The 24,933-nt window shown below is 57.4% G+C and carries 21 protein-coding genes; 12 read left to right on the top strand and 9 right to left on the bottom strand.

The features are described 5' to 3' along the window. Window positions 1–23 precede the first annotated feature (23 nt). The 5 genes from GOV90_RS11750 to GOV90_RS11730 all read left to right on the top strand — a co-directional run bounded on the left by GOV90_RS11750 (window position 24) and on the right by GOV90_RS11730 (window position 6,159). On the top strand, window positions 24–1,595 hold the full coding sequence (locus tag GOV90_RS11750) for a Re/Si-specific NAD(P)(+) transhydrogenase subunit alpha (RefSeq protein WP_171092230.1): 1,572 nt from the start codon (window positions 24–26) through the stop codon (window positions 1,593–1,595). A gap of 13 nt (window positions 1,596–1,608) precedes the next feature. Further along, on the top strand, window positions 1,609–3,063 hold the full coding sequence (locus GOV90_RS11745) for an NAD(P)(+) transhydrogenase (Re/Si-specific) subunit beta (protein ID WP_171092228.1): 1,455 nt from the start codon (window positions 1,609–1,611) through the stop codon (window positions 3,061–3,063). Window positions 3,064–3,211: 148 nt separating this feature from the next. After that, entirely contained in the window at window positions 3,212–3,568 is a 357-nt protein-coding gene (locus GOV90_RS11740) for a VOC family protein (RefSeq protein ID WP_171092226.1), read from the top strand. Window positions 3,569–3,675: 107 nt separating this feature from the next. Next, window positions 3,676–4,953, top strand: coding sequence for a DUF3422 family protein (locus tag GOV90_RS11735; RefSeq protein WP_171092224.1), 1,278 nt, complete (start codon window positions 3,676–3,678; stop codon window positions 4,951–4,953). Between the two features lie 108 nt (window positions 4,954–5,061). Continuing rightward, window positions 5,062–6,159: an MFS transporter gene (locus GOV90_RS11730; protein ID WP_171092222.1), complete on the top strand. Its 1,098-nt coding sequence runs from the start codon at window positions 5,062–5,064 to the stop codon at window positions 6,157–6,159. Between the two features lie 6 nt (window positions 6,160–6,165). Here GOV90_RS11730 and GOV90_RS11725 read toward each other — a convergent pair whose 3' ends face one another. From GOV90_RS11725 to GOV90_RS11715, 3 genes are all read right to left on the bottom strand, one after another. Then, the gene (locus tag GOV90_RS11725; protein ID WP_171092221.1) at window positions 6,166–7,146 is read right to left on the bottom strand and encodes an ABC transporter permease; all 981 of its coding nucleotides are present in this window, start codon (window positions 7,144–7,146) and stop codon (window positions 6,166–6,168) included. Continuing rightward, window positions 7,139–8,146 (bottom strand): ABC transporter permease, encoded by a 1,008-nt coding sequence (locus tag GOV90_RS11720; RefSeq protein ID WP_170375080.1) that lies wholly within the window; start codon window positions 8,144–8,146, stop codon window positions 7,139–7,141. The genes GOV90_RS11725 and GOV90_RS11720 overlap by 8 nt, the downstream gene beginning before the upstream one ends. A gap of 96 nt (window positions 8,147–8,242) precedes the next feature. Then, window positions 8,243–9,949, bottom strand: coding sequence for a peptide ABC transporter substrate-binding protein (locus GOV90_RS11715; protein WP_171092219.1), 1,707 nt, complete (start codon window positions 9,947–9,949; stop codon window positions 8,243–8,245). Window positions 9,950–10,233: 284 nt separating this feature from the next. On the opposite strand from GOV90_RS11715, the gene GOV90_RS11710 reads away from it, so the two are divergent. The 5 genes from GOV90_RS11710 to GOV90_RS11690 are packed head-to-tail and all read left to right on the top strand — an operon-like array spanning window position 10,234 to window position 16,796. Continuing rightward, window positions 10,234–12,054, top strand: coding sequence for an ABC transporter ATP-binding protein (locus GOV90_RS11710; RefSeq protein WP_171092218.1), 1,821 nt, complete (start codon window positions 10,234–10,236; stop codon window positions 12,052–12,054). A 5-nt stretch (window positions 12,055–12,059) separates the two neighbouring features. After that, window positions 12,060–13,226, top strand: a complete 1,167-nt coding sequence (gene argE / locus GOV90_RS11705; RefSeq protein ID WP_171092216.1) for an acetylornithine deacetylase — start codon at window positions 12,060–12,062, stop codon at window positions 13,224–13,226. Window positions 13,227–13,269: 43 nt separating this feature from the next. After that, window positions 13,270–14,436, top strand: coding sequence for a M20 aminoacylase family protein (locus tag GOV90_RS11700; protein ID WP_171092214.1), 1,167 nt, complete (start codon window positions 13,270–13,272; stop codon window positions 14,434–14,436). Window positions 14,437–14,451: 15 nt separating this feature from the next. Continuing rightward, window positions 14,452–15,615 carry a M20 aminoacylase family protein gene (locus GOV90_RS11695; RefSeq protein WP_171092212.1) on the top strand — a complete coding sequence of 388 codons (1,164 nt, stop codon included), beginning with the start codon at window positions 14,452–14,454 and terminating at the stop codon, window positions 15,613–15,615. A 17-nt stretch (window positions 15,616–15,632) separates the two neighbouring features. Continuing rightward, window positions 15,633–16,796: a M20 aminoacylase family protein gene (locus GOV90_RS11690; protein ID WP_171092210.1), complete on the top strand. Its 1,164-nt coding sequence runs from the start codon at window positions 15,633–15,635 to the stop codon at window positions 16,794–16,796. 66 nt (window positions 16,797–16,862) lie between these two features. Here the strand turns inward: GOV90_RS11690 and GOV90_RS11685 are convergent, their stop codons facing one another. Both GOV90_RS11685 and moaA read right to left on the bottom strand, forming a co-directional pair. Then, window positions 16,863–18,161 (bottom strand): 3-deoxy-D-manno-octulosonic acid transferase, encoded by a 1,299-nt coding sequence (locus GOV90_RS11685; protein ID WP_171092209.1) that lies wholly within the window; start codon window positions 18,159–18,161, stop codon window positions 16,863–16,865. A gap of 1 nt (window position 18,162) precedes the next feature. Further along, entirely contained in the window at window positions 18,163–19,170 is a 1,008-nt protein-coding gene (moaA, locus tag GOV90_RS11680; protein ID WP_171092643.1) for a GTP 3',8-cyclase MoaA, read from the bottom strand. Between the two features lie 91 nt (window positions 19,171–19,261). Between moaA and GOV90_RS11675 the strand changes: the two genes are divergently transcribed. Beyond that, a complete protein-coding gene (locus GOV90_RS11675; protein WP_171092207.1) occupies window positions 19,262–19,693 on the top strand; it encodes a hypothetical protein in 432 nt (143 codons plus the stop codon). On the opposite strand, the gene GOV90_RS11670 is transcribed toward GOV90_RS11675, so the two are convergent. The 4 genes from GOV90_RS11670 to glmU are packed head-to-tail and all read right to left on the bottom strand — an operon-like array spanning window position 19,681 to window position 24,098. Next, on the bottom strand, window positions 19,681–20,367 hold the full coding sequence (locus GOV90_RS11670) for a DNA alkylation repair protein (protein ID WP_171092205.1): 687 nt from the start codon (window positions 20,365–20,367) through the stop codon (window positions 19,681–19,683). The genes GOV90_RS11675 and GOV90_RS11670 overlap by 13 nt on opposite strands. A 4-nt stretch (window positions 20,368–20,371) precedes the next feature. Further along, window positions 20,372–20,914: a pyridoxamine 5'-phosphate oxidase family protein gene (locus tag GOV90_RS11665; protein WP_171092203.1), complete on the bottom strand. Its 543-nt coding sequence runs from the start codon at window positions 20,912–20,914 to the stop codon at window positions 20,372–20,374. 3 nt (window positions 20,915–20,917) lie between these two features. Then, window positions 20,918–22,741: a glutamine--fructose-6-phosphate transaminase (isomerizing) gene (gene glmS, locus GOV90_RS11660; RefSeq protein ID WP_171092202.1), complete on the bottom strand. Its 1,824-nt coding sequence runs from the start codon at window positions 22,739–22,741 to the stop codon at window positions 20,918–20,920. Between the two features lie 4 nt (window positions 22,742–22,745). Next, window positions 22,746–24,098 carry a bifunctional UDP-N-acetylglucosamine diphosphorylase/glucosamine-1-phosphate N-acetyltransferase GlmU gene (glmU, locus tag GOV90_RS11655; RefSeq protein ID WP_171092641.1) on the bottom strand — a complete coding sequence of 451 codons (1,353 nt, stop codon included), beginning with the start codon at window positions 24,096–24,098 and terminating at the stop codon, window positions 22,746–22,748. A 134-nt stretch (window positions 24,099–24,232) separates the two neighbouring features. On the opposite strand from glmU, the gene GOV90_RS11650 reads away from it, so the two are divergent. After that, window positions 24,233–24,904: an HAD-IA family hydrolase gene (locus GOV90_RS11650; protein ID WP_171092199.1), complete on the top strand. Its 672-nt coding sequence runs from the start codon at window positions 24,233–24,235 to the stop codon at window positions 24,902–24,904. Window positions 24,905–24,933 lie beyond the last annotated feature (29 nt).

Here is a 24,933-nt window from a genome sequence, read left to right as displayed (position 1 = left end):
CTTAGACTCTAGGGGGACTGCCAGTGAAGATAGGCACACCGAAGGAAATATTGGATGGCGAGAACCGGGTCGCGATGACGCCGGACTCTGCTGTGCAGTTGCAGAAACTGGGCTATGAGTGCCAGATTGAGAAAGGGGCAGGTGCAGCCGCCGGTTTCTCGGATGAGGCGTACAAAGCCGTGGGCGTTGAAATCGTGAAGACGGCTGCGTCCCTGTGGAAGAGTTCGGACATCGTCGCCAAGGTGCGTATCCCGACTGAGACCGAGATGAAGCGTCTGACCAAGGGCAAGACGCTGATTTCCTTCTTTAACCCGGCGGGCAATGAAGACGGGATGGAGCTGGCCAAATCCAAGGGCGCGAATGTGATCGCGATGGAGATGGTGCCGCGTATCAGCCGTGCGCAGAAGATGGATGCGCTGTCGTCGATGGCCAATATCGCAGGTTATCGCGCGGTTATCGAAGCTGGTAATAACTTTGGTCGCTTCTTCACCGGTCAGGTGACTGCCGCCGGTAAAGTACCGCCTGCCAAGGTGCTGATCGTGGGCGCGGGTGTGGCTGGACTTGCCGCCATCGGGACCTCGACGTCTCTGGGCGCGATCACCTATGCGTTTGATGTGCGCCCGGAAGTGGCCGAACAGGTCGAATCCATGGGGGCCGAGTTCGTCTATCTGGACTTTGAAGAAGAACAGCAGGATGGCGCGGCCACTGGCGGCTATGCCAGCGTTCAGTCCGAAGAGTTCCGCAACGCGCAGCTGGCCAAGTTCCGAGAGCTGGCGCCCGAGATGGACATCGTCATCACCACCGCCCTGATCCCCAACCGCCCGGCACCCAAGCTGTGGCTGGAGGATATGGTCAAGGCGATGAAGCCGGGCTCGGTCATCGTTGACCTCGCGGCCGAGCGGGGCGGCAACGTTGAAGGCACCGTGCCGGATGAGAAGGTTGTGACCGACAATGGCGTGACCATCATCGGCTATACCGACTTCCCCAGCCGGATGGCGGCGCAATCGTCTTCTTTGTATGCGACCAACATCCGTCACATGATGACTGACCTGACGCCTGAAAAAGACGGTCAGATCAACCATGACATGGAAGATGACGTGATCCGCGGCGCAACCGTGACCCATGAGGGTGAGATCACGTTCCCGCCGCCGCCGCCCAAGGTGCAGGCGATTGCGGCGCAGAAGAAACCGGAAGTCAAAGAACTGACCCCGGAAGAGAAAAAGGCGCAGGAGATTGCGGCCTTCAAGGCGCAAACAAAGCAGCAATTCACCCTGCTGGGTGTCGGTGGCGCGCTCATGCTGCTGGTGGGGCTGGTTGCTCCGGCCAGCTTCATGCAGCACTTCATCGTGTTTGTGCTGGCCGTGTTTGTGGGCTTCCAGGTGATCTGGGGCGTGGCGCATTCACTGCACACACCGCTGATGGCGATCACCAACGCGATCTCGTCGATCATTATCGTTGGGGCCTTGATGCAGATCGGATCGGGGTCTTTCCTGGTCATTCTGCTGGCGGCGCTGTCTGTCTTCATGGCCGGGATCAACATCTTCGGCGGCTTCCTCGTAACCCGGCGCATGCTTGCCATGTTCCAGAAATCTTAAGGAGGCCGGGCACATGGAATTTGGCTTCACCACTGCCGCTTATGTTGTTGCGGCTGTTCTTTTCATCCTCGCTTTGGGCGGGTTGTCGAATCAGGAAAGCGCCAAGCGGGCGGTCTGGTACGGCATTGTTGGTATGGCGCTGGCGGTCTTTGCTACGCTTGTGGGTCCGGGCTCGGGCCTGTGGCTGCTGTCGCTGCTGCTGATCATCGGCGGCGGTCTGATCGGTCAATATGTGGCGCAGCGCGTGCAGATGACCGAGATGCCGCAGCTTGTGGCTGCGATGCACTCGCTGGTTGGTTTGGCGGCGGTCTTCGTGGGCTTCAACGCGCATTTTGAAGTTCAGAACGTGGCCGAGGTCTTTGCGATTGCCGACGCCGCGAAAGAGGTTGAACTGGACGGTCTGGGGTCCTTTGCGCAACTGATCGCTAAGAAGACCCCGGCGGAGCTGGCAATTCTGCATGTGGAACTGTTCCTGGGCATCTTCATCGGTGCGATCACCTTTACCGGCTCGGTCGTGGCGTATGGCAAGCTGGCGGGCAAAGTGACGAGCGCGGCGACCAAGCTGCCCGGTGGGCATGCGCTGAACGCGGCGGCTGCGGGCCTCTCGCTGATCTGCCTGTTCTGGTACACCGCGTCTGGTGGCTTCTTCCCGTTGTTTCTGATGACGCTGGCTGCGTTGTTCATCGGCTATCACCTGATCATGGGCATCGGTGGCGCCGACATGCCGGTGGTTGTGTCGATGCTGAACAGCTATTCGGGCTGGGCGGCGGCAGCGATTGGCTTCTCGCTGGGCAACGACCTGCTGATCGTGGTTGGTGCGCTGGTGGGCTCGTCCGGTGCGATCCTGTCCTACATCATGTGTAAGGCGATGAACCGTCACTTTGTCAGCGTGATCCTTGGGGGCTTTGGTGGCCCGCAGGGGGAACAGATGGCCGTTGAAGGTGAACAGATCGCCATTGAAGCGGACGGCGTTGCGGCTGCTCTGAATGACGCGGACAGTGTCATTATCATCCCGGGATACGGTATGGCCGTGGCGCAGGCGCAGCAGTCAGTCAGCGAGCTTGTTCGCAAGCTGCGTGCCAAGGGCAAAGAAGTGCGCTTTGCAATCCACCCGGTTGCAGGTCGTCTGCCTGGCCACATGAACGTGCTGTTGGCCGAGGCAAAGGTGCCGTATGACATCGTTCTGGAAATGGACGAGATCAACGACGATTTCCCCGACACAGACGTGGCCATCGTCATCGGCTCGAACGACATCGTGAACCCGGCCGCACAAGAAGATCCCAACAGCCCCATCGCCGGGATGCCGGTTCTTGAGTGCTGGAAGGCGAAGCAGGTGTTTGTGTCGAAACGCGGTCAGGGCACGGGCTATTCGGGTATCGAAAACCCGCTGTTCTTCAAAGAGAACACACGCATGTTCTATGGCGACGCCAAACAGTCACTCGACAAACTGCTGCCCATGATCGACTGATCAAAAGGCTTAATCCAATTGCAAAGGGCGCCTTCGAGCGCCCTTTTCTTTTTTGTATTGCAGGAGGCTTTGCCTCCTGACCTCCAAGGTATTTTTAGCCAGATGAAGCAACGGATTGTGGTAAAATGGCTTGGTTAGGAGGTTTGTGATGCAGAAGGTGAATGGCATAGGAGGCGTGTTTTTTCGCGCCCGCGATCCAAAAGCTTTGAGCGCGTGGTACGCGGAACACCTGGGCGTCGATCATTACGATCCCGTGCCTTGGAAACAACGCGAAGGCTATACTGTCTTTGCTCCGTTTCCGCAGGACACCGAGTATTTCGGGCGGGAAGATCAGCAATGGATGATCAACTTCCGTGTCGATGATCTGGAGGCCATGACTCGGCAACTGGAGGCGGCTGGTATCGCCGTTGAAACGCATTCGGACTGGGACAGCGAGGTTGGGAAATTCGCGCGCATCCACGATCCTGAGGGCAATCCCATCGAGCTGTGGCAGCCAAATCAATGAGATAGCCGGCTTGTATACATTCGTATCCCTGTAAGTATATGAAACAAAAAGAGAATTGATGTAACCAATATGTGTCGTATAGTGCGCGTGACGAGGCGGAGCCCTGAATGACACCGATTGACGACCACCCCCTTCGCTATGCGCTGGCCAATGAACTGCATGCACGACCATTCCCGGTTGCGTCCATGCCATGCACAGTGGTTTTTTTGGCAATCAAGAAACCCGAGGCTGCGGTTGCGCGTGATCGTAGTCAGGATTTGGCCCATTTGATCAATCTTCTGGATCGCCATGGCGCGCAGCATCCTCAGCCTGATGCCACGCATTATGCCGGTCAGATCGGCCGTCATTGGCTAAAATGGGAACAACACACCGAGTTTGTCACCTACACGGCAATCGCGCAGAACGTAAGCGACCGTGCGTTCAACCCGGCCGATTTCGAAGTTTTTCCTCTTGATTGGTTGATGGCCAGTCCGGGCCAAAGGGTCACATCTGTGATGGTTCGTGTCGTAGAGCGCGAAAGTGACGACGCGATTAAGTCCAAATTGCTGGACTGGTTCGAGCCTGAAAGCCTGGCCGTGGCCAGGGTGTTGGATGATGCCGCCGTATGCGCCAGCGATTTTCGCATCGATCCGGCAGGCCATATGCGGTTTGCTTTGTTCGTGGCCGAAGGAACAGGTCGCCGCCGAACGGGGCGAATTGTCCAGCGCTTGTGCGAAATTGAAACCTATAAGGCGATGTCCATGTTGGGTTTTGCGCGCGTTAAGCAGTTGATGCCGCGTATCGGAGAGTTGGATGGGCAGTTAACCCGGTTGATGGGACAGATGACCGACAACTCGGCGCAGCCCGACTCGCTTTTGCAGGATCTGCTGTCGACGTCGATTGAACTTGAAACTCTGTCAGCCCGGTGCTCGTTCCGGTTCGGGGCAACGGGTGCCTATGAAGCTATCGTCAATCAACGGATTGAAGTGTTGCGGGAAGAGCGGTTTCAGGGCGGTCAGAACTTTGCCGATTTCATGATGCGGCGCTATGACCCTGCGATCCGGACAGTTAAGTCCACTGAACGCCGTCTTCAGGCTTTGTCTGACAGGGCTATCCGCGCGGGCGAGTTGCTGCGAACCAGGGTAGATGTGGAACGCAGTGCGCAGAACCAGGCGTTGTTGGAAAGCATGGACCGTCGGGCGGACCTGGCCTTGCGGCTGCAGCATACTGTCGAAGGGCTGTCCGTTGTTGCCATCAGCTACTACGCGGTTTCATTGGTGAGCTATCTTCTGTATCCGCTGACGGCTTCGGGCATTAGCAAAGGTATGTTGACGGCAGCGGTTACAGTTCCCGTTGTGGCCGGAGTATGGTTCGCAATCCGTCGGATCCGCAAGCGGCTTGGTTGAGCGGCAATTGCCAAATTCGGCTGGACCTGTAGAACGGGGGACGTTTGGCGAGCGACGCGAGGGTTTTTTGTGATTTCTTTAGGTGCAGCATGGCGGGCTGTTGCCGCCATGTTCATTCTGAATGGTGCTTTGTTCGGGATATGGGCCTCGCGCATCCCTGCCGTGCGCGACCGGTTGGGCCTGTCTCATGAAGACCTGGGCTACGGGTTGCTGTTCATGGCGGCTGGTGCTGTATGTTCTTTTCCCATCACCGGGCGGCTTACGGATCGGTTCGGCGCTGTTGCTATCACCCGCGTCATTGCGGTGCTCTACACCCTGTCGCTGATCCTGCTGGCCATTGCCGGGGGATTTTGGGGGCTGGCGGTCTTTCTGTTCATCTTTGGTGCTTTCCATGGCTCCATGGACGTGGCGATGAATGCCTGGGCGGCAGAGGTCGAACAGGCATATGACAAGCCTGTCATGTCTTCATTCCACGCGATGTGGAGCCTGGGTGCGGGTCTTGGCGCACTGAGCGGATACGCTGCTGTTCAGATGGGGCTGAATGTGCTTATGCACTTCTTGCTGGCAGGGGGCGTCGTCGTTGGGCTTGCGCTGGTCTTGTCCTGGGTGCTCTGGACTTCAAAACGTTCGGATCGCGGGCAGGGATCCGTTTTTGCATTGCCATCCGGTATATTGGTGTTGGTAGGGTTTACGGCATTGTGCGGGGCACTGGGCGAAGGTGCCGTCGCGGATTGGAGCGCGATCTATTTGCGTGACATCACGGACGCAACTGAAAGCGTTGCGGCGCTGGGATATGCCGTCTTTTCCGTGACAATGGTAGCGTTTCGCCTTGCCGGTGCTTTTGTCATTGCACGTTTCGGCCCGGTTGCCACAGCGCGCTTTGGCGGGCTTTGCGCTGCTCTTGGCGTGTTTGCCGTTGTGTCAGCGACGGATCCTCTGCCCGCTTTGGCTGGTTTTGCCCTGATGGGTGTGGGCTATGCCGTGATTATGCCGCTGGCGTTCAGTCGGGCTGCAAGTGACCCGGATGTGCCGCCGGGGCAGGCCATCGCCAGTGTTGCAACTTTGGGATATGGGGGGCTGTTGATCGGGCCGCCATTGATCGGCTTTTTAGCGGAATTGTTTGGCCTGCGTCTGGCATTCTCGGTGTTGTTGCCGTTGGCGGTCCTGATCATTGTATTGGCCGGCGCGCTAAGGCGCGCCGACTGAATTTGCTTAACGTCCGCGAATTCGCGGATCCAGCGCGTCGCGCAGACCGTCGCCCAGGTAATTCACGCTGAGCACGGTCAACGAGATTGCCAGACCGGGCCAGAACACGCGTTCAGGGTATTGCTGCAAGTAGTCGACACCGTCGAACAGCAGGCGACCCCAGGTCGGGAAATCAGGCGGGAAGCCCAGACCAAGGAAGGACAGTGCGCTTTCGGTGATGATCGCCGTGGCAATCCCCAGCGTCGCGGACACCATGATCGGCGAAAGCACGTTGGGCAGGATATGCCGTGTAATGATCTGACTGTTGCTGGTGCCGATAGAGCGCGCCGCCAGAACGAATTCACGTTCCTTGATGGCCAGCACGTCGCCCCGCACGATCCGGGCGGTTGGCATCCACGAGGTGATGCCGATGGCGCAGACAATCAGGATGAAGATGCCGCGCTCTAACCCAAAGGCAGCCGATAAAGGCTCGCGGAACAGAAGCATCATGACCAACAGCAGGGGCAGCAGGGGCAGGGCCAGGAACAGGTCCGTCAGGCGCATAAGCGGTCCGTCAAGCCGTTTAAAGAACCCGGCCAAGACACCGATAAACGACCCCAAGAACAGTGCCAGAAGCATTGCCGTGATGCCCACCGAAACCGAGGTCTGCCCGCCCGACATCATGCGTGCCAGAATGTCCCGGCCCAACTGGTCGGTTCCAAACGGATGTGCCCAGCTTGGCCCCTGATTGCGCGAACGGATGTCGATCTGCGTTGGATCAATGCTCCATAGGAACGGCCCCAAGTAGACGCCAGCCACAATGAAGATGAACAGGATTGCACCGATCATCGCGCCCTTGTGGGTTTTGAACTGATCCCACACATCGCGCCATTGGCTGCGGGGTGGGGTGGTCAGTTCCTCCATCACGTCAGCGGTTGGCAACGCGGTGGAAGCAGGTGCCAGTCCTTCATCCGGGATCAGCGTGTCTGATTTGTCGGTATCAGTCATAGCGAATCCTCGGGTCCAGAATGCCGTACAGAACATCGGCGATCAGGTTGAACAGCACGATCAGCACGGCGAAGATGAAGGTCAGTGTTTGCACCATCGGCAGATCGTTGGCCTGAATTGCACCGATCAGCAACTGGCCGATACCATTCACCTTAAACACCTGCTCGGTGATGATAGCGCCGCCGAAGATGGCCGGGATACCCAGTGCAATTACGGTGACCACGGGGATCATCGAGTTGCGCAGGACGTGAACCATAACCACGGTGTATTCGCTAAGCCCTTTGGCGCGGGCGGTGCGGACGTAATCCTGATTGAGGTTGTCCAGCATCGAGGCGCGCATGAAGCGTGAAAGCTGTGCCGTGATTTGCAAGGCCAGAACCATGACCGGCATGATCATCTGTTTCAGCTGTACAACAAAGCTGTCCCAGCTGTTGACCACATGGGTGGTGTCATAGATCGACGGGAACCAACCCAGTTGGACCGAGAAGATCACGATCACCAGAACGCCCGAGAAGAAGGGCGGCACCGAAAAGCCAACCATCGATACGAAGGTGCCCATCTGATCGAACCACGAATACTGGCGATAAGCGGAATAGATGCCGATGGGCAGGGCGATCAGGATGGCGACCACATAGGCGGTGCCGACAACCCACAGAGTCTGCGGGATACGCTGAACGACGATGTCCATAACGGGCGAGCGGGTCTGCCACGAAATAACACGCAGGTCACCTTCGGAAAAGGTGGTGCCAAACATGTGGTCGATAAGAACCTGCGGTTCGATCCAGAAAAATTGCACGATCCATTTCCAGAACCGGATATGCATCGGTTGGCCAAGGCCAAGCGCTTCGCGCATCTTCTCTTTGACTTCGGGCGGGACGGTAAGCGGGACCTGCGCCATCGGGTCGCCGGGGGCAAGCTCGAGCAGCAGGAAAATGACGAGGCTGATGAACAGCAGCGTGGGTACGGCCAGCACCAGTCGTCTGATTGTAAAGTTGAGCATTCAAAGGCGCCTTTGTTGATGCGTCTTTTTGTTGGAGTGGTCTGCAAATGACCGCGCCCCGATACGGGTCGGGGCGCGGCTTTGCAAGACTAATGCTTAGGAACCGGTCTTGCGGTACCAGTCCGCAATGTTCCACAGCTCGCTGTCCCAAACGTTCAGGACAACGCCACCCAGCGTGTTTGCGTGCGCCGACAGACGACCACGGTGGACCAGCGGGATCATGCCGCCGTTCTGAACCATGATGTCGTTCAGCTGCTTCGCAATCTCAGCGCGGGCTTCCAGACCCGCGGTTTCGGCCAGCTGACCATGCAGCTTGTCAAACTCTTCGTTGCAGAAGCGGCTGATGTTTTCACCCTGCCACTGGCTTTCCGGCTTCGGTGCTTTGTCGCACAGGCCGTTGCCCAGGTAAGACTGCGGGTCAGTGCCGTTGAAGGTGTTGGCGTACATTTCAACGTCTGCATAGAACTTCTGGAAGGTGTCAGGCGAACCCGGGTCACCACCAAAGAAGACCGACGCGTTGATGTTGCGCAGTTCGGTTTCAACACCGATCTGGCTCCACCATTCTTTGATCAGCGCCTGGAAGTCCTGACGAACGGCGTTGGTCGATGTCTGATAGACAATCTTCAGCGGAACACCGTCTTTTTCGCGAACGCCGTCGCCATCGGAGTCAACGATGCCAGCGTCATCCAGCAGTTTCTTCGCGCCTTCGATATCCTGCGTGTCGCAAGTCATTGAAGTCGAGTTGAACGCAGCAGGAGCCGGAACCCAGTTACAGGTCACTTTACCCGCCTGGCCATAGCCGATCTCAACCAGCAGCGGGCGGTCGATTGCCATGGACAGGGCCTTGTAGACCGCAGGGTCTTGCAGGAACGGGTGCGGATGTTTGGCCGTCGAACGCTCGCCTTCCGGCAGGTCCGGTGACGGGTTGGTCTGGTTCAGCATGATGCGTTCGACCAGCGGACCAAAGCCTGCAACCGGAGTACCTTTGCCGCCTTCCTGCATCTGAGCAATCACTTCAGGCGCCAGCTGTAGGTTCCAGGCATAGTCAAACTCGCCTGTCTCCATTACGGCACGACCCGCCGCAGTTGCGTCGCCGCCACCTTTGAAGGTTACGGTCGCAAAGGCCGGTTTGGCCGGATCACGATAGTTGTCATTGGCTTTGAAGGTGATCACGTCGTTCGGTTTGAACTCGGTGACGACAAACGGGCCGGTTCCGATCGGGTTGAAGTTCTGATCGGTGCACTCAGGCGCTTTTGCACCCACACAATCTGCGAACTGAGCCGCTTGAATAATCGGGCTCTCGCCACCAACAAAGGGTCCGTACGGGAACGGGGTGGGCGCATCGAAAGTGACCTTAACAGTCAGGTCGTCCACCGCCTCAACCGAAGTTACACCTTCGAATTTTGTAACCTGTGCGCAGCCGCCTTCGGGGTGCATGCAGTAGTCAGCAGTGAATTTCACGTCTGCCGAAGTAAATGGCGTGCCATCCGACCAAGTGATTCCAGGTGCGATTTTCCACGTGATCGAGGTCAGGTCTTCGCTGACACCACCGTTTTCAACAGTCGGGATTTCAGAGGCCAGGAAAGGAACCATGTTGCCGTCTTGGTCATAGCGCGCCAGCGGTTCGATCACCAACGAGGCTGATTCCACATCTTTCGTACCACCCGACAGGAACGGGTTCAGGATCGACGGAGCTTGCCAATAAATGATACTGACGTTGCCGTCCGATCCCCGCTCGGCAAAGGCCATCGGAGCCATTGCCGTGCTTGCAATCGCACCAAGCAAAAGGGTTTTAATTTTCATAATTTACTCCCGAATTGGACACGTTTGTGTCTCGATTATTTCCGCATGGCCTGCGGACTTGGCGTTGCCGCTTTGGGGCAAGGTTTTGATCGATAAAGATAATAGCGCTAACGTTTTTCAGCGCGCGCTCTCCCCAAAGCAGTTACGAGGGGTATCGAAACAGAACTTGCAAAAAATGCAAGTGGTGCCGTCGCGAAAATGTGTAATGCGTTTGACTTTTCCCGGTAGCCCGCCGTAGCGTTCGGCACTCAGAACAAAAATGACAACGTCAGGGGAGCGTGCGCGTGCTGGATCAGCCTATTGCACAAATCAAAAAACTGCGGGTGGAATTTCAGACCAAGGACGGCCCTGTCGTCGGCGTCGAAGACGTCTCGTTCGAGGTCAATCCGGGCGAAACCGTTTGTATCGTTGGTGAATCGGGCTCTGGAAAGTCGGTGTCATCGCTGTCTCTGATGCGGTTGGTCGAGTTCGGCGGGGGCGAGATTGCGGGCGGCGAACTGCTGTTTGATCGCCGCGATGGCGAAGAGATGGACCTGTCCAATGCCGATCAGGATCTGATGAAACAGATTCGCGGAAACGAGATCGGGATGATCTTTCAGGAGCCGATGACCGCCCTGAACCCGGTGTTTACTGTCGGCCGCCAGTTGACCGAAGGGCTGCGCATCCACAAGGACATGTCGAAAGCGCAGGCTGAAGAAAGGGCATTGGAACTGCTGCGTCAGGTTCGCATTCCGGAACCCGAACGCCGCCTTAAGCAATACCCGCACGAGCTGTCCGGTGGGATGCGCCAGCGTGTGGTCATCGCGATGGCCATGGCGTGCGAACCGCGCCTGTTGATCGCGGATGAACCCACCACGGCTTTGGACGTGACCATTCAGGCCGAGATTTTGGCCCTGATGGACCGTCTCAAGCGGGAAACCGGCACAGCAGTGATGTTCATCACCCACGACATGGCTGTCGTCGCCCAGATGGCCGACCGAGTGGTGGTTATGTTCCGCGGCAACAAGGTCGAAGAGGGTACCGTCAAGGAAATCTTCGAGAACCCGCAGCACGACTATACCAAGGCCCTTCTGGCCGCGGTGCCAAAACTGGGTGAGATGCGGGGTAAATCCGCACCCGAGCCCATGAAGCTGTTGGGGGTAGAGGGGCAGAATATTGCCCCCATCCCCGGCACCGAAGAGGTTCTGCTGACCGTCAAGAATCTAACAACACGCTTTCCGGTCAAAGGCGGGTTGTTGCGGCGCACGATTTCGAACGTCCATGCAGTTGAAGACGTCTCATTCACGCTGAACAAGGGCCAGACCCTCAGCCTGGTGGGTGAATCCGGGTGCGGCAAATCCTCGGCCGGACGCTCGATCCTGCGGCTGGTCGAGCCCATGGCGGGTGAGGTAAATCTGGACGGCGTCGACGTCATGAAGCTGGATCCGTCCGGCCTGCGCAAGGCGCGGCTGGACATGCAGATGATTTTTCAGGATCCCTTCGCGTCGCTGAACCCGCAAATGCAGTTGGTGGATCAGGTGGCTGAACCGATGCGCAACTATGGGGTTGCGACTGGATCAGAGCTGCAAGACCGCGTCGCACAGCTGTTCGACAAGGTGCAGCTGCCCCGCAGTTTCATGCGCCGTTTCCCGCATGAAATGTCAGGTGGTCAGCGTCAGCGGATCGCCATTGCCCGCGCACTTGCCTTGAACCCCAAACTGATCATTGCGGATGAAGCCGTTTCCGCCCTCGACGTGTCGGTGCAGGCGCAGGTGCTGAACCTGATGATGGAGCTGCAATCCGAGTTGGGCCTGTCCTATCTGTTCATCAGCCACGATATGGCAGTGGTTGAACGGGTCAGCCATTATGTTGGGGTCATGTATCTGGGTCGCATAGTCGAGCTTGGCCCACGCGCCCGGGTCTTCGAAAACCCCCAGCATGCCTATACGCAGGCGCTGATGAAGGCGGTTCCGATCGCGGACCCCAACAAGCGGAAGTCCGAAAAAGACCTGAACTTCAAGCCGATTCCGTCTCCGATTCATCCTGTGGGCCACACGCCGGAACCTTCGCAATATCAAGAGGTTGAGCCGGGTCACTTCATCCTGACGACGGACAGCGGATACTAATACCAATGGCAAATCGCCTGACGCCGCTTGAGATCATGACCAAGCTGATCTCTTTCCCGACCGTAAGCCGCGAAACCAATCTGCCAATGGTGGATTGGGTTGAGGAGTATTTGATAGGTCACGGGATTAAACCGCATCGATGGCCCGACCCGGATCAACCGCACAAGGCTGCGATCTTTGCGCATGTTGGTCCATTGGAAGAAGGCGCAGTGGTTCTGTCTGGTCACACTGACGTCGTGCCGGTGGATGGTCAGCCGTGGGATACGGATCCCTTCACCGTGACCGAGAAAGACGGCAAGTATTTTGGGCGGGGCACGTGCGACATGAAGGGCTTCGATGCTTTGGCCATTTGGGCCCTTGTCGAAGCGCATCACGCCGGGGTCAAACGGCCATTGCAGCTTGCGCTCAGCTTTGATGAAGAGGTGGGCTGCACTGGTGCGCCGCCTATGATCCAGGCGATGCAGGAAGTTCTGCCCAAAGGATCCGCCGTGATCGTGGGTGAACCATCCATGATGCAGGCCGTGACAGGGCACAAAGGTGGTTTTGGCTTTGATACCCACATCACGGGATTCGAAGTTCATAGCTCGATCATGCACACAGGCGTCAACGCGATCATGGAGGCGGCGCCTCTGATCAATTGGGCGAACCAGCAGAACGCAGCAAATATGGCGGCGGACCCCAGCCCGGTTGCCGCCGTGTTCGATCCGCCATGGACGACCTGCCATGTTGGCATGATTGAAGGTGGCACAGCACACAATATCACCGCCAAGGACTGTAAGTTCATGATGGATTTCCGAACCGTGCCGGATGAATCCAAGGCGCAATGGCAGGATGCTTATTTTCAGCAGGTCCGCGCGATTGAGGCCCGTATGCAGCAAGTGCACCCCGAGGCCCGTATCGAACTTTCCGAAAACTTTTCTATCCCTGGCCTTGTCCCAGAACAGGATGGTGAAGCGGAAACTCTGGTGCGCGCGTTGACGGGCGACAATGCCAGCCATGTAGTCAGCTATGGAACCGAGGCAGGTCAGTTTCAGGAAGCTGGTTATTCGGCGGTGATTTGCGGCCCCGGCGATATTGCACAAGCCCATCAGCCGAATGAGTTCATCTCGGTCGCGCAGTTCGAAGCTGGGCAAAAGTTCATGCAGCGCTTGGTTGAAAAGCTGGGCACCTGATCCGACGTAAAGCGGTAATCGCAGCCGAAGGGGAGGTTTTGAGATGCCGGTAAAAAACAGACTTGCGGAAATGCATGGCGAGATTACCAAGTGGCGCCGTTATCTACATGCACATCCTGAGCTTATGTATGACGTTCACGAAACCGCAGCATTTGTTGCAGACCGTCTGAAAGAATTTGGCGTAGACGAGATTACTCCGGGGATTGGCAAAACTGGTGTTGTTGGAGTGATCAAAGGGCGCACGGATACGCAGGGGCGTGTCATTGGCCTGCGGGCAGATATGGATGCGCTGCCGATTGAAGAGGCAACGGGGCTGGACTATGCCTCAACCGTTTCAGGTAAGATGCACGCCTGCGGTCATGACGGTCACACCTCGATGCTGTTGGGGGCAGCGCAATATCTGGCCGAGACACGCAATTTCGACGGCACCGTGGTTCTAATCTTTCAGCCAGCCGAAGAAGGTGGCGCAGGTGGACTGGCCATGTGTCAGGACGGGTTGATGGAACGCTGGGGCATTCAGGAAGTTTATGGCATGCACAACATGCCCGGTCTTCCTGTGGGTGAGTTTGCCATTCGACCGGGTGCGCTGCTGGCTTCATCTGATGAGTTCAAAATTACCGTCACCGGCAAGGGCGGGCACGCCGCCGCGCCGCATGATGCGGTGGACACGACGCTGGTTGCCTCGCATATCGTTGTTGCGTTGCAATCCGTGGTGTCGCGCACGGTTGACCCGATCAAGCGTGTTGTCTTGACAGTTGGAACTTTCGAAACGGACAGTGTGGCGTCAAATGTGATTGCGCACATCGTGCGTTTACAGGGAACAGTTCGGACGCTGGATCCTGAATACCGCGCAATCGCGGAAGAGCGGGTGCGCCGGATTGCCGAGGATACGGCGTCGGCCTTTGGAGCCACGGCAGAGGTAGTTTGGGAGCCTGGTTACCCTGTGACCGTGAACTCGGATGCCGAAACAACGTACGCAGCCGAGGCAGCCCAAGCTGTCTCGGGTAAGGTCAACGACAGCACGGACCCGATCATGCCGTCCGAAGATTTTGCCTATATGCTTGAAGAACGGCCCGGAGCCTACATCTTTATCGGGAACGGGGACACGGCCATGTGCCATCACCCCGAATATAATTTTGATGACGACGCCATTCCCGCCGGCTGCAGTTGGTTTGCCGAGCTTGTGGAACGACGATTGCCCGTCGCATAAATCAGGGAGAATGACATGCCGATTAAAAACCGCCTTGCAGAGATGCACGATGAAATCACAGGTTGGCGGCGTGACATTCACCAACATCCGGAAATTCTGTATGACACCCACCGCACCAGCGCACTGGTTGCCGAAAAGCTGAAGGAGTTCGGCTGTGATGAGGTTGTCACTGGCATTGGTCGGACCGGTGTAGTCGGGGTCATTCGCGGCAAAAGCGACACGCAGGGCCGCGTGATCGGGCTGCGCGCGGACATGGATGCGCTGCCGATGCAGGAACAAACCGGGTTGGACTATGCCTCGAAAACAGAAAACGCGATGCATGCCTGCGGTCATGACGGGCATACGGCCATGGTTTTGGGCGCAGCGAAATACCTGTCTGAAACCCGCAATTTCGACGGAGCCGCTGTGGTGATTTTCCAACCCGCCGAAGAAGGCGGCAATGGCGCAGAAGCCATGTGCAAAGATGGTTTGATGGACCGGTTCGGCATTCAGGAAGTCTATGCCATGCATAATGTTCCGGGTTTGCCCACCGGACAATTTGCGATCCGGTCGGGGCCGTTGCTTGCGGCAGCGGATGAGTTCTCGATTCAGCTGGAAGGGCGGGGCGGTCACGCGGCGAAACCGCATGAGACTGTGGATACGACGGTGATGATGTCGCAATTGATCGTGGCTTTGCAGACCATTGTGTCACGCAACGCAGACCCAATTCAGCAGGGTGTCCTGTCTGTGACGTCGGTCGAGACGTCGTCCAACGCATTCAACGTGATCCCGCAATCGGCGCAGATACGCGGTACGGTGCGCACGCATTCGAACGAGATGCGCGACTTGATTGAGAAACGCCTCAAAGAGGTCGCCGAAGGGATCGCCGCGACGTTCGGTGGTTCGGTGAACGTCAATTACACGCGCGGTGTACCGGTGACGATCAATGCTGAAGAACAGACAGGTTATGCCGAAGAGGCCGCTGTTTCTGTTGGTGGCAGTTGTGTCGAGGCTTCGATGGTGATGGGGGGCGAGGATTTCTCGTTCATGCTGGAAGAACGGCCCGGAGCCTTCATTGTTCTGGGCAATGGAGACAGCGCCGGGTTGCACCACCCGGAATACAACTTCAACGACGAGATCATCCCGATCGGGTGCTCGTGGTTTGCGGAAATGGTCGAGCGCCGGATGCCGGCGGCTTGAATTAGGAGAGAGAAGAAATGCCAGTTAAAAACCGATTTGCCGAATTACAGAATGAGATCACCGCTTGGCGACGGGATCTGCACGAAAACCCGGAAATCCTGTTTGAAACCCACCGTACCAGCGCAGTTGTGGCCGAGAAACTCAAAGAGTTCGGTTGTGATGAGGTTGTCACCGGCATCGGACGCACCGGTGTCGTGGGTGTGATCAAGGGCAAGTCGGACAGCAGGGGCAAGGTGATTGGTCTGCGCGCAGATATGGATGCGCTGCCGATTCATGAGGCGACAGGGCTGGAATATGCCTCGAAAACACCGGGCGCCATGCATGCTTGCGGCCATGACGGTCACACAGCGATGCTGTTGGGTGCAGCAAAATACCTTTCGGAAACACGCAATTTCGATGGCACTGTGGTGGTGATTTTCCAACCCGCCGAAGAAGGCGGCGGTGGTGGCCGTGAAATGTGTGAAGACGGCATGATGGACCGCTGGAACATCCAGGAAGTCTATGGAATGCACAACTGGCCGGGTAAACCGGTTGGCAGCTTTGCCATTCGTCCTGGCTCTTTTTTTGCAGCTACTGATCAGTTCGACATCACCTTTGAAGGTCGCGGCGGGCACGCAGCCAAACCGCAAGAGACGGTGGACACGACCGTGATGACGGCGCAGGCGGTTTTGGCTTTGCAAACTATTGCGTCCCGAAATGCGGATCCGATTGATCAGGTCGTTGTGTCGGTGACGTCTTTTGAAACCTCATCAAAGGCTTTCAACGTGATCCCGCAAACTGTGCAGATTAAAGGGACCGTGCGTACCATGAGCAAGGATATGCGCGATCTGGCTGAAAAGCGGATCAATGAGATTTGCGCGGGCGTGGCAACAACGTTCGGAGGCACCGCGGACGTGACCTATATCCGTGGCTATCCGGTAATGGTGAACAGCGACGAGCAGACCGCGTTTGCAGCGGATGTGGCAAAGTCAGTATCCGGGGATTGTGAAGAGGCCCCGTTGGTGATGGGCGGCGAGGATTTCGCGTTCATGCTGGAAGAACGTCCAGGTGCTTATATCCTTGTGGGTAACGGCGACACAGCCATGGTTCATCACCCGGAATACAATTTCAACGACGAGGCCATCCCGGCCGGTTGTAGCTGGTGGGCAGAGATTGTCGAACAACGGATGCCAGCAGCCTGAGGTACTAGGTGGGGGCTCTGCCCCCACACCCCCGAGGTATTTTCAGCCAGATGAAGAAGGATCCTTTTAGTGCAGATCAAGCTCTGCACAGAGGGTGTCGATGACGGATTCAAGGGCATCTGACTGCGTGTGTACGCAAGATTGCGCGGCTTTTTGTGCAGATTGCAGGGCGCTCTGGTCTGACAACCAATGCGCCACGATTTGGGAGAGTTCAGCCGCGGTTTGAACCTCAATTGCGCCGCCGGATTTAATCAGCGGGGCAAAGGTCTCGGCAAAGTTAAAGTACCCCGGACCCGTGATCACCGCAGCCCCGGCTTGAGCAGGCTCAAAAGGATTGTGGCCCCCGATTTCTTTCAGTGAGCCGCCGAGGAATACAATCGGGCACAAGGCGTACCAGGTTCCGGTTTCTCCCAGTGTATCAGCGACGTAAATTTGGGTGTTTTCTCTGATCAGTTCGCCCCTGGATCGGAAAGATGCAGGCATATCAGCAACTTTGATCAGCGCTGCAATGTCGTCTCGGCGCTCTGGGTGGCGTGGGATCAACAGCAAGAGCAAGTTCGGCCAGCGTTCAAGCAGTGTCTTGTGCGCGGTCAGAACGGTTTCTTCCTCGCCCGCATGGGTTGAGCTTGCAATCCAGACCGGGCGGTCTGCGATCTGCGTTTGGATGCCCTGCAATGTCGCTTGATCCACCGGCAGGGGATCGGACATTGCCTTTAGATTGGTGCCCCGCTGTACGCGGCTTGGTGTTGCACCGATGTCGATCAGGCTGGCTGCGGTTTTGTCATTCTGGGTCAGAAACAGGCGGAATTTAGATAAAATGAAACGCGCGGTGTCCGGGCGTTTTTTCCAGCCTCTGACAGATTTTTCAGACAGGCGGGCGTTTAGAAGTGCCAGCGGGATGTTCTGCCGACGGCTTTCCACGATCAGGCGGGGCCATATTTCGCTTTCGACGAAGATGCCCGCATCGGGCCGCCAATGAGAGAGAAAGCGAGTTACAGGGCCTGCGGTATCCAGCGGTGGGTATTGATGCCGTGTTCGGGGCGGCATGCGTTTGGCGATCAATGCGGCAGAGGTGGGCGTACCTGAAGTGATCAGGAACTCGGCATCCGGCAGACGGTCAGCCAACCGTTTAATCAGGCTGAGGACCGACAGGCTTTCGCCGACGCTGGCGGCATGAAACCAGATCAGACGCCCAGATGGACGGGGCAGGCTGGCGTGGCCAAGCCGCTCCCTCTCGCGGTTCTCGGGTACATCAGCTGCGCGCAGCTTGTTGCGCACGGTTCGCCATGCCAGGGGCTGCAAAAGAGCAGTAAAGCCGCAGTACAGTCTGTACAGCAGCGTCGGGCGGTCGTCTGCGCCGGGCATGTCAGCCGCCTGTATGGCTCATGTGACGGCTCATCTGGCCATCGACGGCCTGACGGGAATAGTCGAAGTCGTGACCCTTTGGCTTGAGGTTGATCGCGGCCCGGATTGCGTCCTCTAGTGGCGCTTCGCTTTCGGGGTGATCGCGTAGTGGTGCGCGCAGATCAGCCATATCTTCCTGGCCCAAACACATATACAGCTCGCCGGTACAAGTCAGGCGTACGCGGTTGCAGCTTTCGCAAAAGTTATGAGACAGCGGTGTGATGAACCCGATCTTTTGGCCTGTTTCCTCTAGGCGAACATAGCGGGCCGGGCCACCGGTGCGTTCGGCCAAGTCGGTAACGGAATAGTGGTTTTCGTATTCTTTGCGAACGTCCTTAAGCGACCAATATTGATCCAGTCGGTCTTCGTTGCCGATGTCGCCCATGGGCATGACTTCGATCCAGGTCAGGTCCATGTCGCGTTCGGCACACCACTCGGTGATTTTGGGCAGTTCGGGTTCGTTGAACCCTTTCAACGCTACCGCGTTGATTTTGATCCGCAAGCCTGCTTTTTGCGCGGCGTCGATGCCGTTCAGGACTTGTTTCAAGCGCCCCCAGCGCGTGACTTTGGCGAATTTGTCATCGTCCAACGTATCCAGCGAAACATTCACCCGCCGCACACCTGCGGCATAGAGGTCCTCTGAGAAGCGATGCAATTGCGAACCGTTTGTGGTCAGCGTGAGTTCTTTCAGCGCGCCGCTGTCCAAGTGACGGGTCATGGCGTTGAAGAAAGTCATGATGTTGCGGCGGACCAAGGGCTCTCCGCCCGTGATGCGCAACTTCTCCACACCCATCTTCACAAAGGTCGAGCACATTCGATCCAGCTCTTCCAGCGTTAGCAGGTCTTTCTTGGGCAGAAAGGTCATGTTCTCGGACATGCAATACACGCAGCGAAAATCGCAGCGGTCCGTGACGGAAACGCGGAGATATGTGATGGCGCGGGCAAACGGGTCGATAAGCGGAGCTGTCATGGCGTAATAGGTAAAGCCGGAACCGGGTCTCGACAAGGGTGAACTGTGCTTTGCGCTGGTACAGATGCGCGCAGGGCTGTAGGATTTGGGCATGAAGAAAGCACTTGTAATTCTGTGTGTGTTGGCCGCCGGTTGCGATACAGTCCGGTCCACGACCGACCGCGTATTTGGGCGAAGCGACGCACCTGCGCAAACCGTTGCGGACGTGGAGACCGCGACCGCTGTTTCCGAAGAGATTCTGGAGCCGGAACCAGTTTCAGCGCGCCCCAGTTGGGCTGGGGCCAGAACCACTATTGCCGGGCTGGGAGACCCGACCACGCCGGGACGTTGGATGCAGACACCCTTGGTCGAAAGCGAGGTAACGGCGCGCGTAGTTGTGCCAAGAACCGGGGCACAAGCCTATATCACTCTGGTTCCGATCCCTGGCCCTGCCAGCGGTGGCAGCCGGTTGTCGCTGGACGCCATGCGAGCCTTGCTGGTGCCGCTGGATGAACTGGTCGAGGTCGAGGTCTACGCCAACTGATCTTTCAGATACTTGCCGGCTTCACGGCGGGCGAAAGGCTTCATCGCGTCGCCGTGTTCTTCCAGAAATGCAATCACGCGATCTGGGTCATGTTTGGACAGCTCACGCAGCCACCAAGCTATGGACTTTTGAATAAACCAGTCGCGATCCGGGACATATCCGACGGCCCAGCTGAGGATACGGTCGCGGCGCTGCAGGTCTTCCGGCTTGGGGTGGTTCTGTTTTGTCCAGGGCAGAGTTGCAACCAGCGCGGCGCGGCGGGTCCACATATGATCGGATCGGGTCCACTGTTCAACTTCGTCCAGTCGATCAGGGTTAGCTGAAAGCCGCTTTTGCATTGCCGTGCTGGCGTGGTCGGCAATAGCCCAGGCATCGAAATCAGGTAACCAGCTTTGTAAAAGGTCCCAAACCGCGTCATCTGGCCGGATGCGCGCCTGCGTCAGCAACTTGGCCGCTAAAACGCGAGCTTCGTGAATGTTGGTCTGCCACAGTCCGTTTGCCACTTCGACACGCGCGGCGACGTCCAGTTCTTTTCGCCATGCTTTGCTCAGGTCGTTCAAAACGGGGTTCGCGACACCAAGATAGACGCGATCCACCTTGTGGTAGCTGGCCATTTGATCCGCACGCTCAGCGTCGGCATGGGCTTTGATTTGATCGAGGAATTCGGTGGACATCAGATCAGACCGGAACGCCGGTAGGCTTGCCGTCAATTGTCTGCCCGTTTTTCTCTGCCCAGTAGGCGCGGATATCGTTGTCGGATTTTCCGTCGACCCATTTCTGCATTGTATCGCGGTCGGACTGGAACTCCATGAATGGAACGGCATAGCCACACGAAGTCTGAACTATTTCTATGGACTGGTCATAGATTTGCCGCGCGCTGCGATGATGTGGGAAAAGGTTAGCCAGTTCGTCCCAACCTTCATCCCCGACATGCAGGGTACGCGCCGTTCCATAGGTGCGCAGGATCAGGGGCCGGGTGCTGAACGAACACCACATCAGCGTCATACGGTTAACTTGCATCAGGTGGCCTGCTGTTTCGTTGCCACTGCCGGTAAGGTTCATCCAGACGATGCGGTTGGGCCCCAATACCCGCAACGAGTCCATCCCTTTCGGGGAAATATTGACCTGTCCCTCAGCTCCGGCGGTGCCGACGAAGAACATATGCTGATCTTCGATGAATTTCCGGTGCGCATCTTCGAGCTGAGGGAATTGTTTGGCCATGGTTCACTCTACCGTTACTGATTTTGCCAGATTGCGGGGCTGATCCACATCAGTGCCCTTGGCGACGGCAGTGTGATAGGCCAGCAGCTGTGCAGGAACGGAATAAAGGATCGGTGTCAGATTGTGATGGACATGGGGCATGCGGATCTTGCTCCAAACCTCATCCCCGGCTTCGGCGATACCGTCATCATCCGACACAAGGATCACTTTACCTTTGCGCGCCATGACTTCCTGCATGTTCGAAACGGTCTTGTCGAACACAGTATCCCGAGGGGCCATCACAACCACAGGCATGTGTTTGTCGATCAGGGCGATAGGGCCGTGCTTCAGCTCTCCCGACGCGTAACCTTCGGCGTGGATGTAGCTGATTTCCTTCAGTTTCAACGCACCTTCCAGAGCCAGCGGATACATCAGGCCACGGCCCAGAAACAGAACGTCACGTGCTTCGGACAAGCGCTGGGCGGCTTTGCGGATCGCCCGGTTCTGGTCCAGCGCCGCGTTCAGAACGGTTGGCAATCCGCGGAGCGCCGCAGCGTGATCGGCAATTTCTTCGTCTGTCATCGTTCCCCGGTCAGCAGCGGCCTTCAAAGCCAGCATCAACAGCACGCTCAACTGGCAGGTGAAGGCCTTAGTCGAGGCCACACCAATCTCGACACCGGCATGGATCGGCAGAGCGATATCGCTTTCGCGCGCAATCGAGCTTTCCGGGACGTTCACAACTGAAACGATCTTCTCGGCCTTGCCTTCGCAATAACGCAATGCGGCCAGCGTGTCAGCGGTTTCGCCCGACTGACTGACAAACAGCGCCAGAGTTCGGTCGGTGATCGGAGGTTCGCGATAGCGGAACTCGCTGGCGATATCGACCTCAACCGGCATCTTGGCCAGTTGCTCGAACCAGTATTTGGCAGTCAAGCAGGCATAAAAAGCAGTGCCACAGGCTACCATGGTCAGGCGGTCCAGCTTGCTGAAATCCAGATCTGTATCGGGCAACACCACCCGGTCTCCGCTGGTGGGCAGGTAGGATCGGATTGCCTCGGCCACAACGATGGGCTGTTCGGCAATTTCTTTGGCCATGAAGTGCTTGTGTTCGCCCTTGTCCGCGCGTGTATGATCCAGCTTGATCTTGCGCTTTTCGCGGTTGGCCAACTCGCCAGTTTCGGTACGGATTTCCAGCGAAGTGCGGGTCAGAACCGCACGGTCGCCCTCCTCAAGATACGTGATCTGATTGGTCAACGGTGCCAGCGCGATGGCGTCAGATCCGACATACATCTCACCATCGCCATGGCCAATGGCCAGCGGTGATCCCTTGCGGGCGGCCACAATCAGGTCGTCTTCACCGTCGAACAGAAAGGCCAGTGCAAACGCCCCTTCCAACTGGTCGATAGTCTTGAACGCGGCTTCAACCGGCGACAGGCCCGCGTTGAGGTGATGCTCGGTCATCAGGGCTACGGTTTCCGTATCGGTCTCGGTCTGGAAATCGACGCCATGTTCCGCCAGTTCGGCCCGTAACTCGCGATAGTTTTCAACGATGCCATTATGCACCACGGCCACAGGCCCCGCCTTGTGCGGATGCGCATTGTTGACCGAAGGCGCGCCATGAGTGGCCCAGCGGGTGTGGCCGATGCCGGATTTGCCGGGCAACGGGTCATGCACCAGCAGATCGCTGAGGTTAACCAGCTTACCGACCGCGCGCCGTCGACCCAACGCGCCATCATTGACTGTTGCGATCCCGGCGCTGTCATAGCCGCGATATTCCAGCCGTTTCAAAGCCTCTACCAGAATAGGGGCCGCCTCGTGCTGCCCCAGAACACCTACAATTCCACACATAACCTCAGGCCTCTTTATCGCGGCGAGCCTTCTTCGCCTTCAACATATCAAACAATTTACGCGCATATCCGGGCTTGTTTTCCTGCTTGGCGCGGGCGACGGCCAGCGCATCAGGATCCACATTCTTGGTCACGACGGTGCCCGTTGCGGTCATCGCGCCATCACCCACGGTCACAGGGGCCACCAACATTGTGTTCGATCCAATAAAGACGTTCTCACCAATGGTGGTCTTGTGCTTCATCACGCCGTCATAGTTGCAGGTGATCGTACCAGCGCCGATATTTGTCGCAGCCCCCACCGATGCATCGCCGATGTAGCTCAGGTGGTTGACCTTCGCGCCTTCGGCAATTTCAGCATTCTTGATTTCGACGAAGTTTCCAACCCGCGTGTTTTCCGCCAACTCGGCGCCGGGGCGCAAACGGGCATAAGGTCCGATGATAGCGCCACGGCTGACATGGCACCCTTCCAGATGCGAAAACGCCCGGATCGTCGCACCGCTTTCAACCGTGACACCGGGACCAAACACCACATTGGGTTCGATCACTGTATCGCGCCCGATTACAGTGTCAGCGGCCAGATACACTGTTTCAGGGGCCATCAAGGTGACACCCATATCCAAAAGCTCAGCACGTGCGCGGGCTTGGTACACCGCATCCGCCGCGGCCAGATCCGCGCGCGAATTCACACCCAGCGTTTGTGCCTCGTCACAGGCGACGGCGGTCACGTTCAACTCACGTTTGCGCGCGATTTCTACAACGTCAGTCAGGTAGTATTCACCCGAAGCGTTGTCGTTGCTGACATCATCGATCAGTGAAAACAACAGCTGCGCGTCACAGGCGAGAAGTCCCGAGTTACAAAAGGTTAGCGCCCGTTCTTCATCAGTGGCGTCTTTAAATTCGACAATGCGTTCCAGGCTGTCGCCCTTCATCACCAACCGACCATAACGTGCGGGGTCGGCAGCTTCGAACCCGAGAATGACCAGATCGTTCCGCGACCGCGCCTCGATCATCCGTTCCAGCGTGTCCGGTTGTAGAAACGGGGTGTCGCCGTAAAGAACCACAACATCGCCCTCAAACCCTTCCAGCGCTTGCCGCGCCTGAGCAACTGCGTGAGCGGTGCCTTGTTGTTCTTCCTGAACGGCAATCTGCGCGGCTTCGTCTTCGCCTTGCGCAACCTTTGCCACAGCTTCGGACCCGTGGCCGGTGACAATCACTGTTCGCTCGGGCGACAGCACGGACCCGGCGCGCATCGCGTGAACAAGCATCGGCACTTGGGCGATGGGATGCAGGACTTTGGGAATATCCGAATTCATCCTGGTGCCTTTTCCGGCGGCAAGGATGACAAGGGCAATGCTCATGAAATCGTTTTCTCTTTGTGTTTTGGTGCCGACCGTTTTATCCGCTGAGGTCAAAGGCGCAAGCCGTTCGGCCATCAAACAAGATTGCCGATTGAAACAGGGCACGGCGAAAACCTGCCGAATAAGGAGGCGATATGCGCACCGTCATATTCGATTTGGACGGCACATTGGCGGATACGTCAGGCGATTTGCTGGCCGCAGCGAACCATTGTTTTCGCGAAATGGGGCATGGTGACGTGCTGGTCCAGGGGCAGGATTCTGGTATCGCGTTGCGCGGTGGGCGCATGATGTTGACCCATGGGCTAAAACGCGTCGGTGCCTTTGATGAGGACACGGTCCACACCTATTACCCGGTGCTGCTTGAAGCCTATGCGCAGGACATAGACAACCACACCAGTTTCTATCCCGGAGCGTTGCAGGCGGTCGAGATGCTTAGCAACGCTGGATACGGTGTTGGCATATGCACGAACAAACCCGAGCATTTGGCTGAATTGTTGCTGACCCGCATGGGGGTGCGGGACCGTTTTGCCTCATTGGTTGGGGCAGATACCTTGCCGGTCCGCAAACCTGACCCAGCCCCTCTGCGTGAGGCTGCACGTCGCGCTGGGGGCGACCCTGATTTTTGCGTGCTGATCGGAGACTCGGATACGGACCGCAACACCGCCAAAGCCGCAGGTGTTCCGTCGGTCCTCGTGACCTTCGGCCCGTCAGGGGATGACATGGCGGCATTGGAACCCGAGGCCTTGCTGCATCATTTTGACGATTTACCTTCCCTTGTGCCTGCCTTGATTGGTGCGGCGGCGTAACGTCTTGACCGAACCTTGTCGGAGCCTCA

Origin of the sequence: Ruegeria sp. HKCCA5929 (assembly GCF_013034525.1) — a bacterium.
Classification (GTDB): domain Bacteria; phylum Pseudomonadota; class Alphaproteobacteria; order Rhodobacterales; family Rhodobacteraceae; genus Ruegeria.
Note: the sequence above shows the minus strand (reverse complement) of the source record. Positions and strands in the feature narration are given on the sequence as shown.

Coding starts and splice junctions, on each gene's coding strand:
- GOV90_RS11725 (WP_171092221.1), bottom strand. CDS start 7,146: ATGACTGATACCGACAAATCAGACACGCTGATCCCGGATGAAGGACTG.
- argE (WP_171092216.1), top strand. CDS start 12,060: ATGGCAAATCGCCTGACGCCGCTTGAGATCATGACCAAGCTGATCTCT.
- GOV90_RS11730 (WP_171092222.1), top strand. CDS start 5,062: ATGTTCATTCTGAATGGTGCTTTGTTCGGGATATGGGCCTCGCGCATC.
- GOV90_RS11735 (WP_171092224.1), top strand. CDS start 3,676: ATGACACCGATTGACGACCACCCCCTTCGCTATGCGCTGGCCAATGAA.
- GOV90_RS11740 (WP_171092226.1), top strand. CDS start 3,212: ATGCAGAAGGTGAATGGCATAGGAGGCGTGTTTTTTCGCGCCCGCGAT.
- GOV90_RS11715 (WP_171092219.1), bottom strand. CDS start 9,949: ATGAAAATTAAAACCCTTTTGCTTGGTGCGATTGCAAGCACGGCAATG.
- GOV90_RS11690 (WP_171092210.1), top strand. CDS start 15,633: ATGCCAGTTAAAAACCGATTTGCCGAATTACAGAATGAGATCACCGCT.
- GOV90_RS11720 (WP_170375080.1), bottom strand. CDS start 8,146: ATGCTCAACTTTACAATCAGACGACTGGTGCTGGCCGTACCCACGCTG.
- GOV90_RS11650 (WP_171092199.1), top strand. CDS start 24,233: ATGCGCACCGTCATATTCGATTTGGACGGCACATTGGCGGATACGTCA.
- glmS (WP_171092202.1), bottom strand. CDS start 22,741: ATGTGTGGAATTGTAGGTGTTCTGGGGCAGCACGAGGCGGCCCCTATT.
- GOV90_RS11745 (WP_171092228.1), top strand. CDS start 1,609: ATGGAATTTGGCTTCACCACTGCCGCTTATGTTGTTGCGGCTGTTCTT.
- GOV90_RS11700 (WP_171092214.1), top strand. CDS start 13,270: ATGCCGGTAAAAAACAGACTTGCGGAAATGCATGGCGAGATTACCAAG.
- glmU (WP_171092641.1), bottom strand. CDS start 24,098: ATGAGCATTGCCCTTGTCATCCTTGCCGCCGGAAAAGGCACCAGGATG.
- GOV90_RS11665 (WP_171092203.1), bottom strand. CDS start 20,914: ATGGCCAAACAATTCCCTCAGCTCGAAGATGCGCACCGGAAATTCATC.
- GOV90_RS11695 (WP_171092212.1), top strand. CDS start 14,452: ATGCCGATTAAAAACCGCCTTGCAGAGATGCACGATGAAATCACAGGT.
- moaA (WP_171092643.1), bottom strand. CDS start 19,170: ATGACAGCTCCGCTTATCGACCCGTTTGCCCGCGCCATCACATATCTC.
- GOV90_RS11675 (WP_171092207.1), top strand. CDS start 19,262: ATGAAGAAAGCACTTGTAATTCTGTGTGTGTTGGCCGCCGGTTGCGAT.
- GOV90_RS11685 (WP_171092209.1), bottom strand. CDS start 18,161: ATGCCCGGCGCAGACGACCGCCCGACGCTGCTGTACAGACTGTACTGC.
- GOV90_RS11670 (WP_171092205.1), bottom strand. CDS start 20,367: ATGTCCACCGAATTCCTCGATCAAATCAAAGCCCATGCCGACGCTGAG.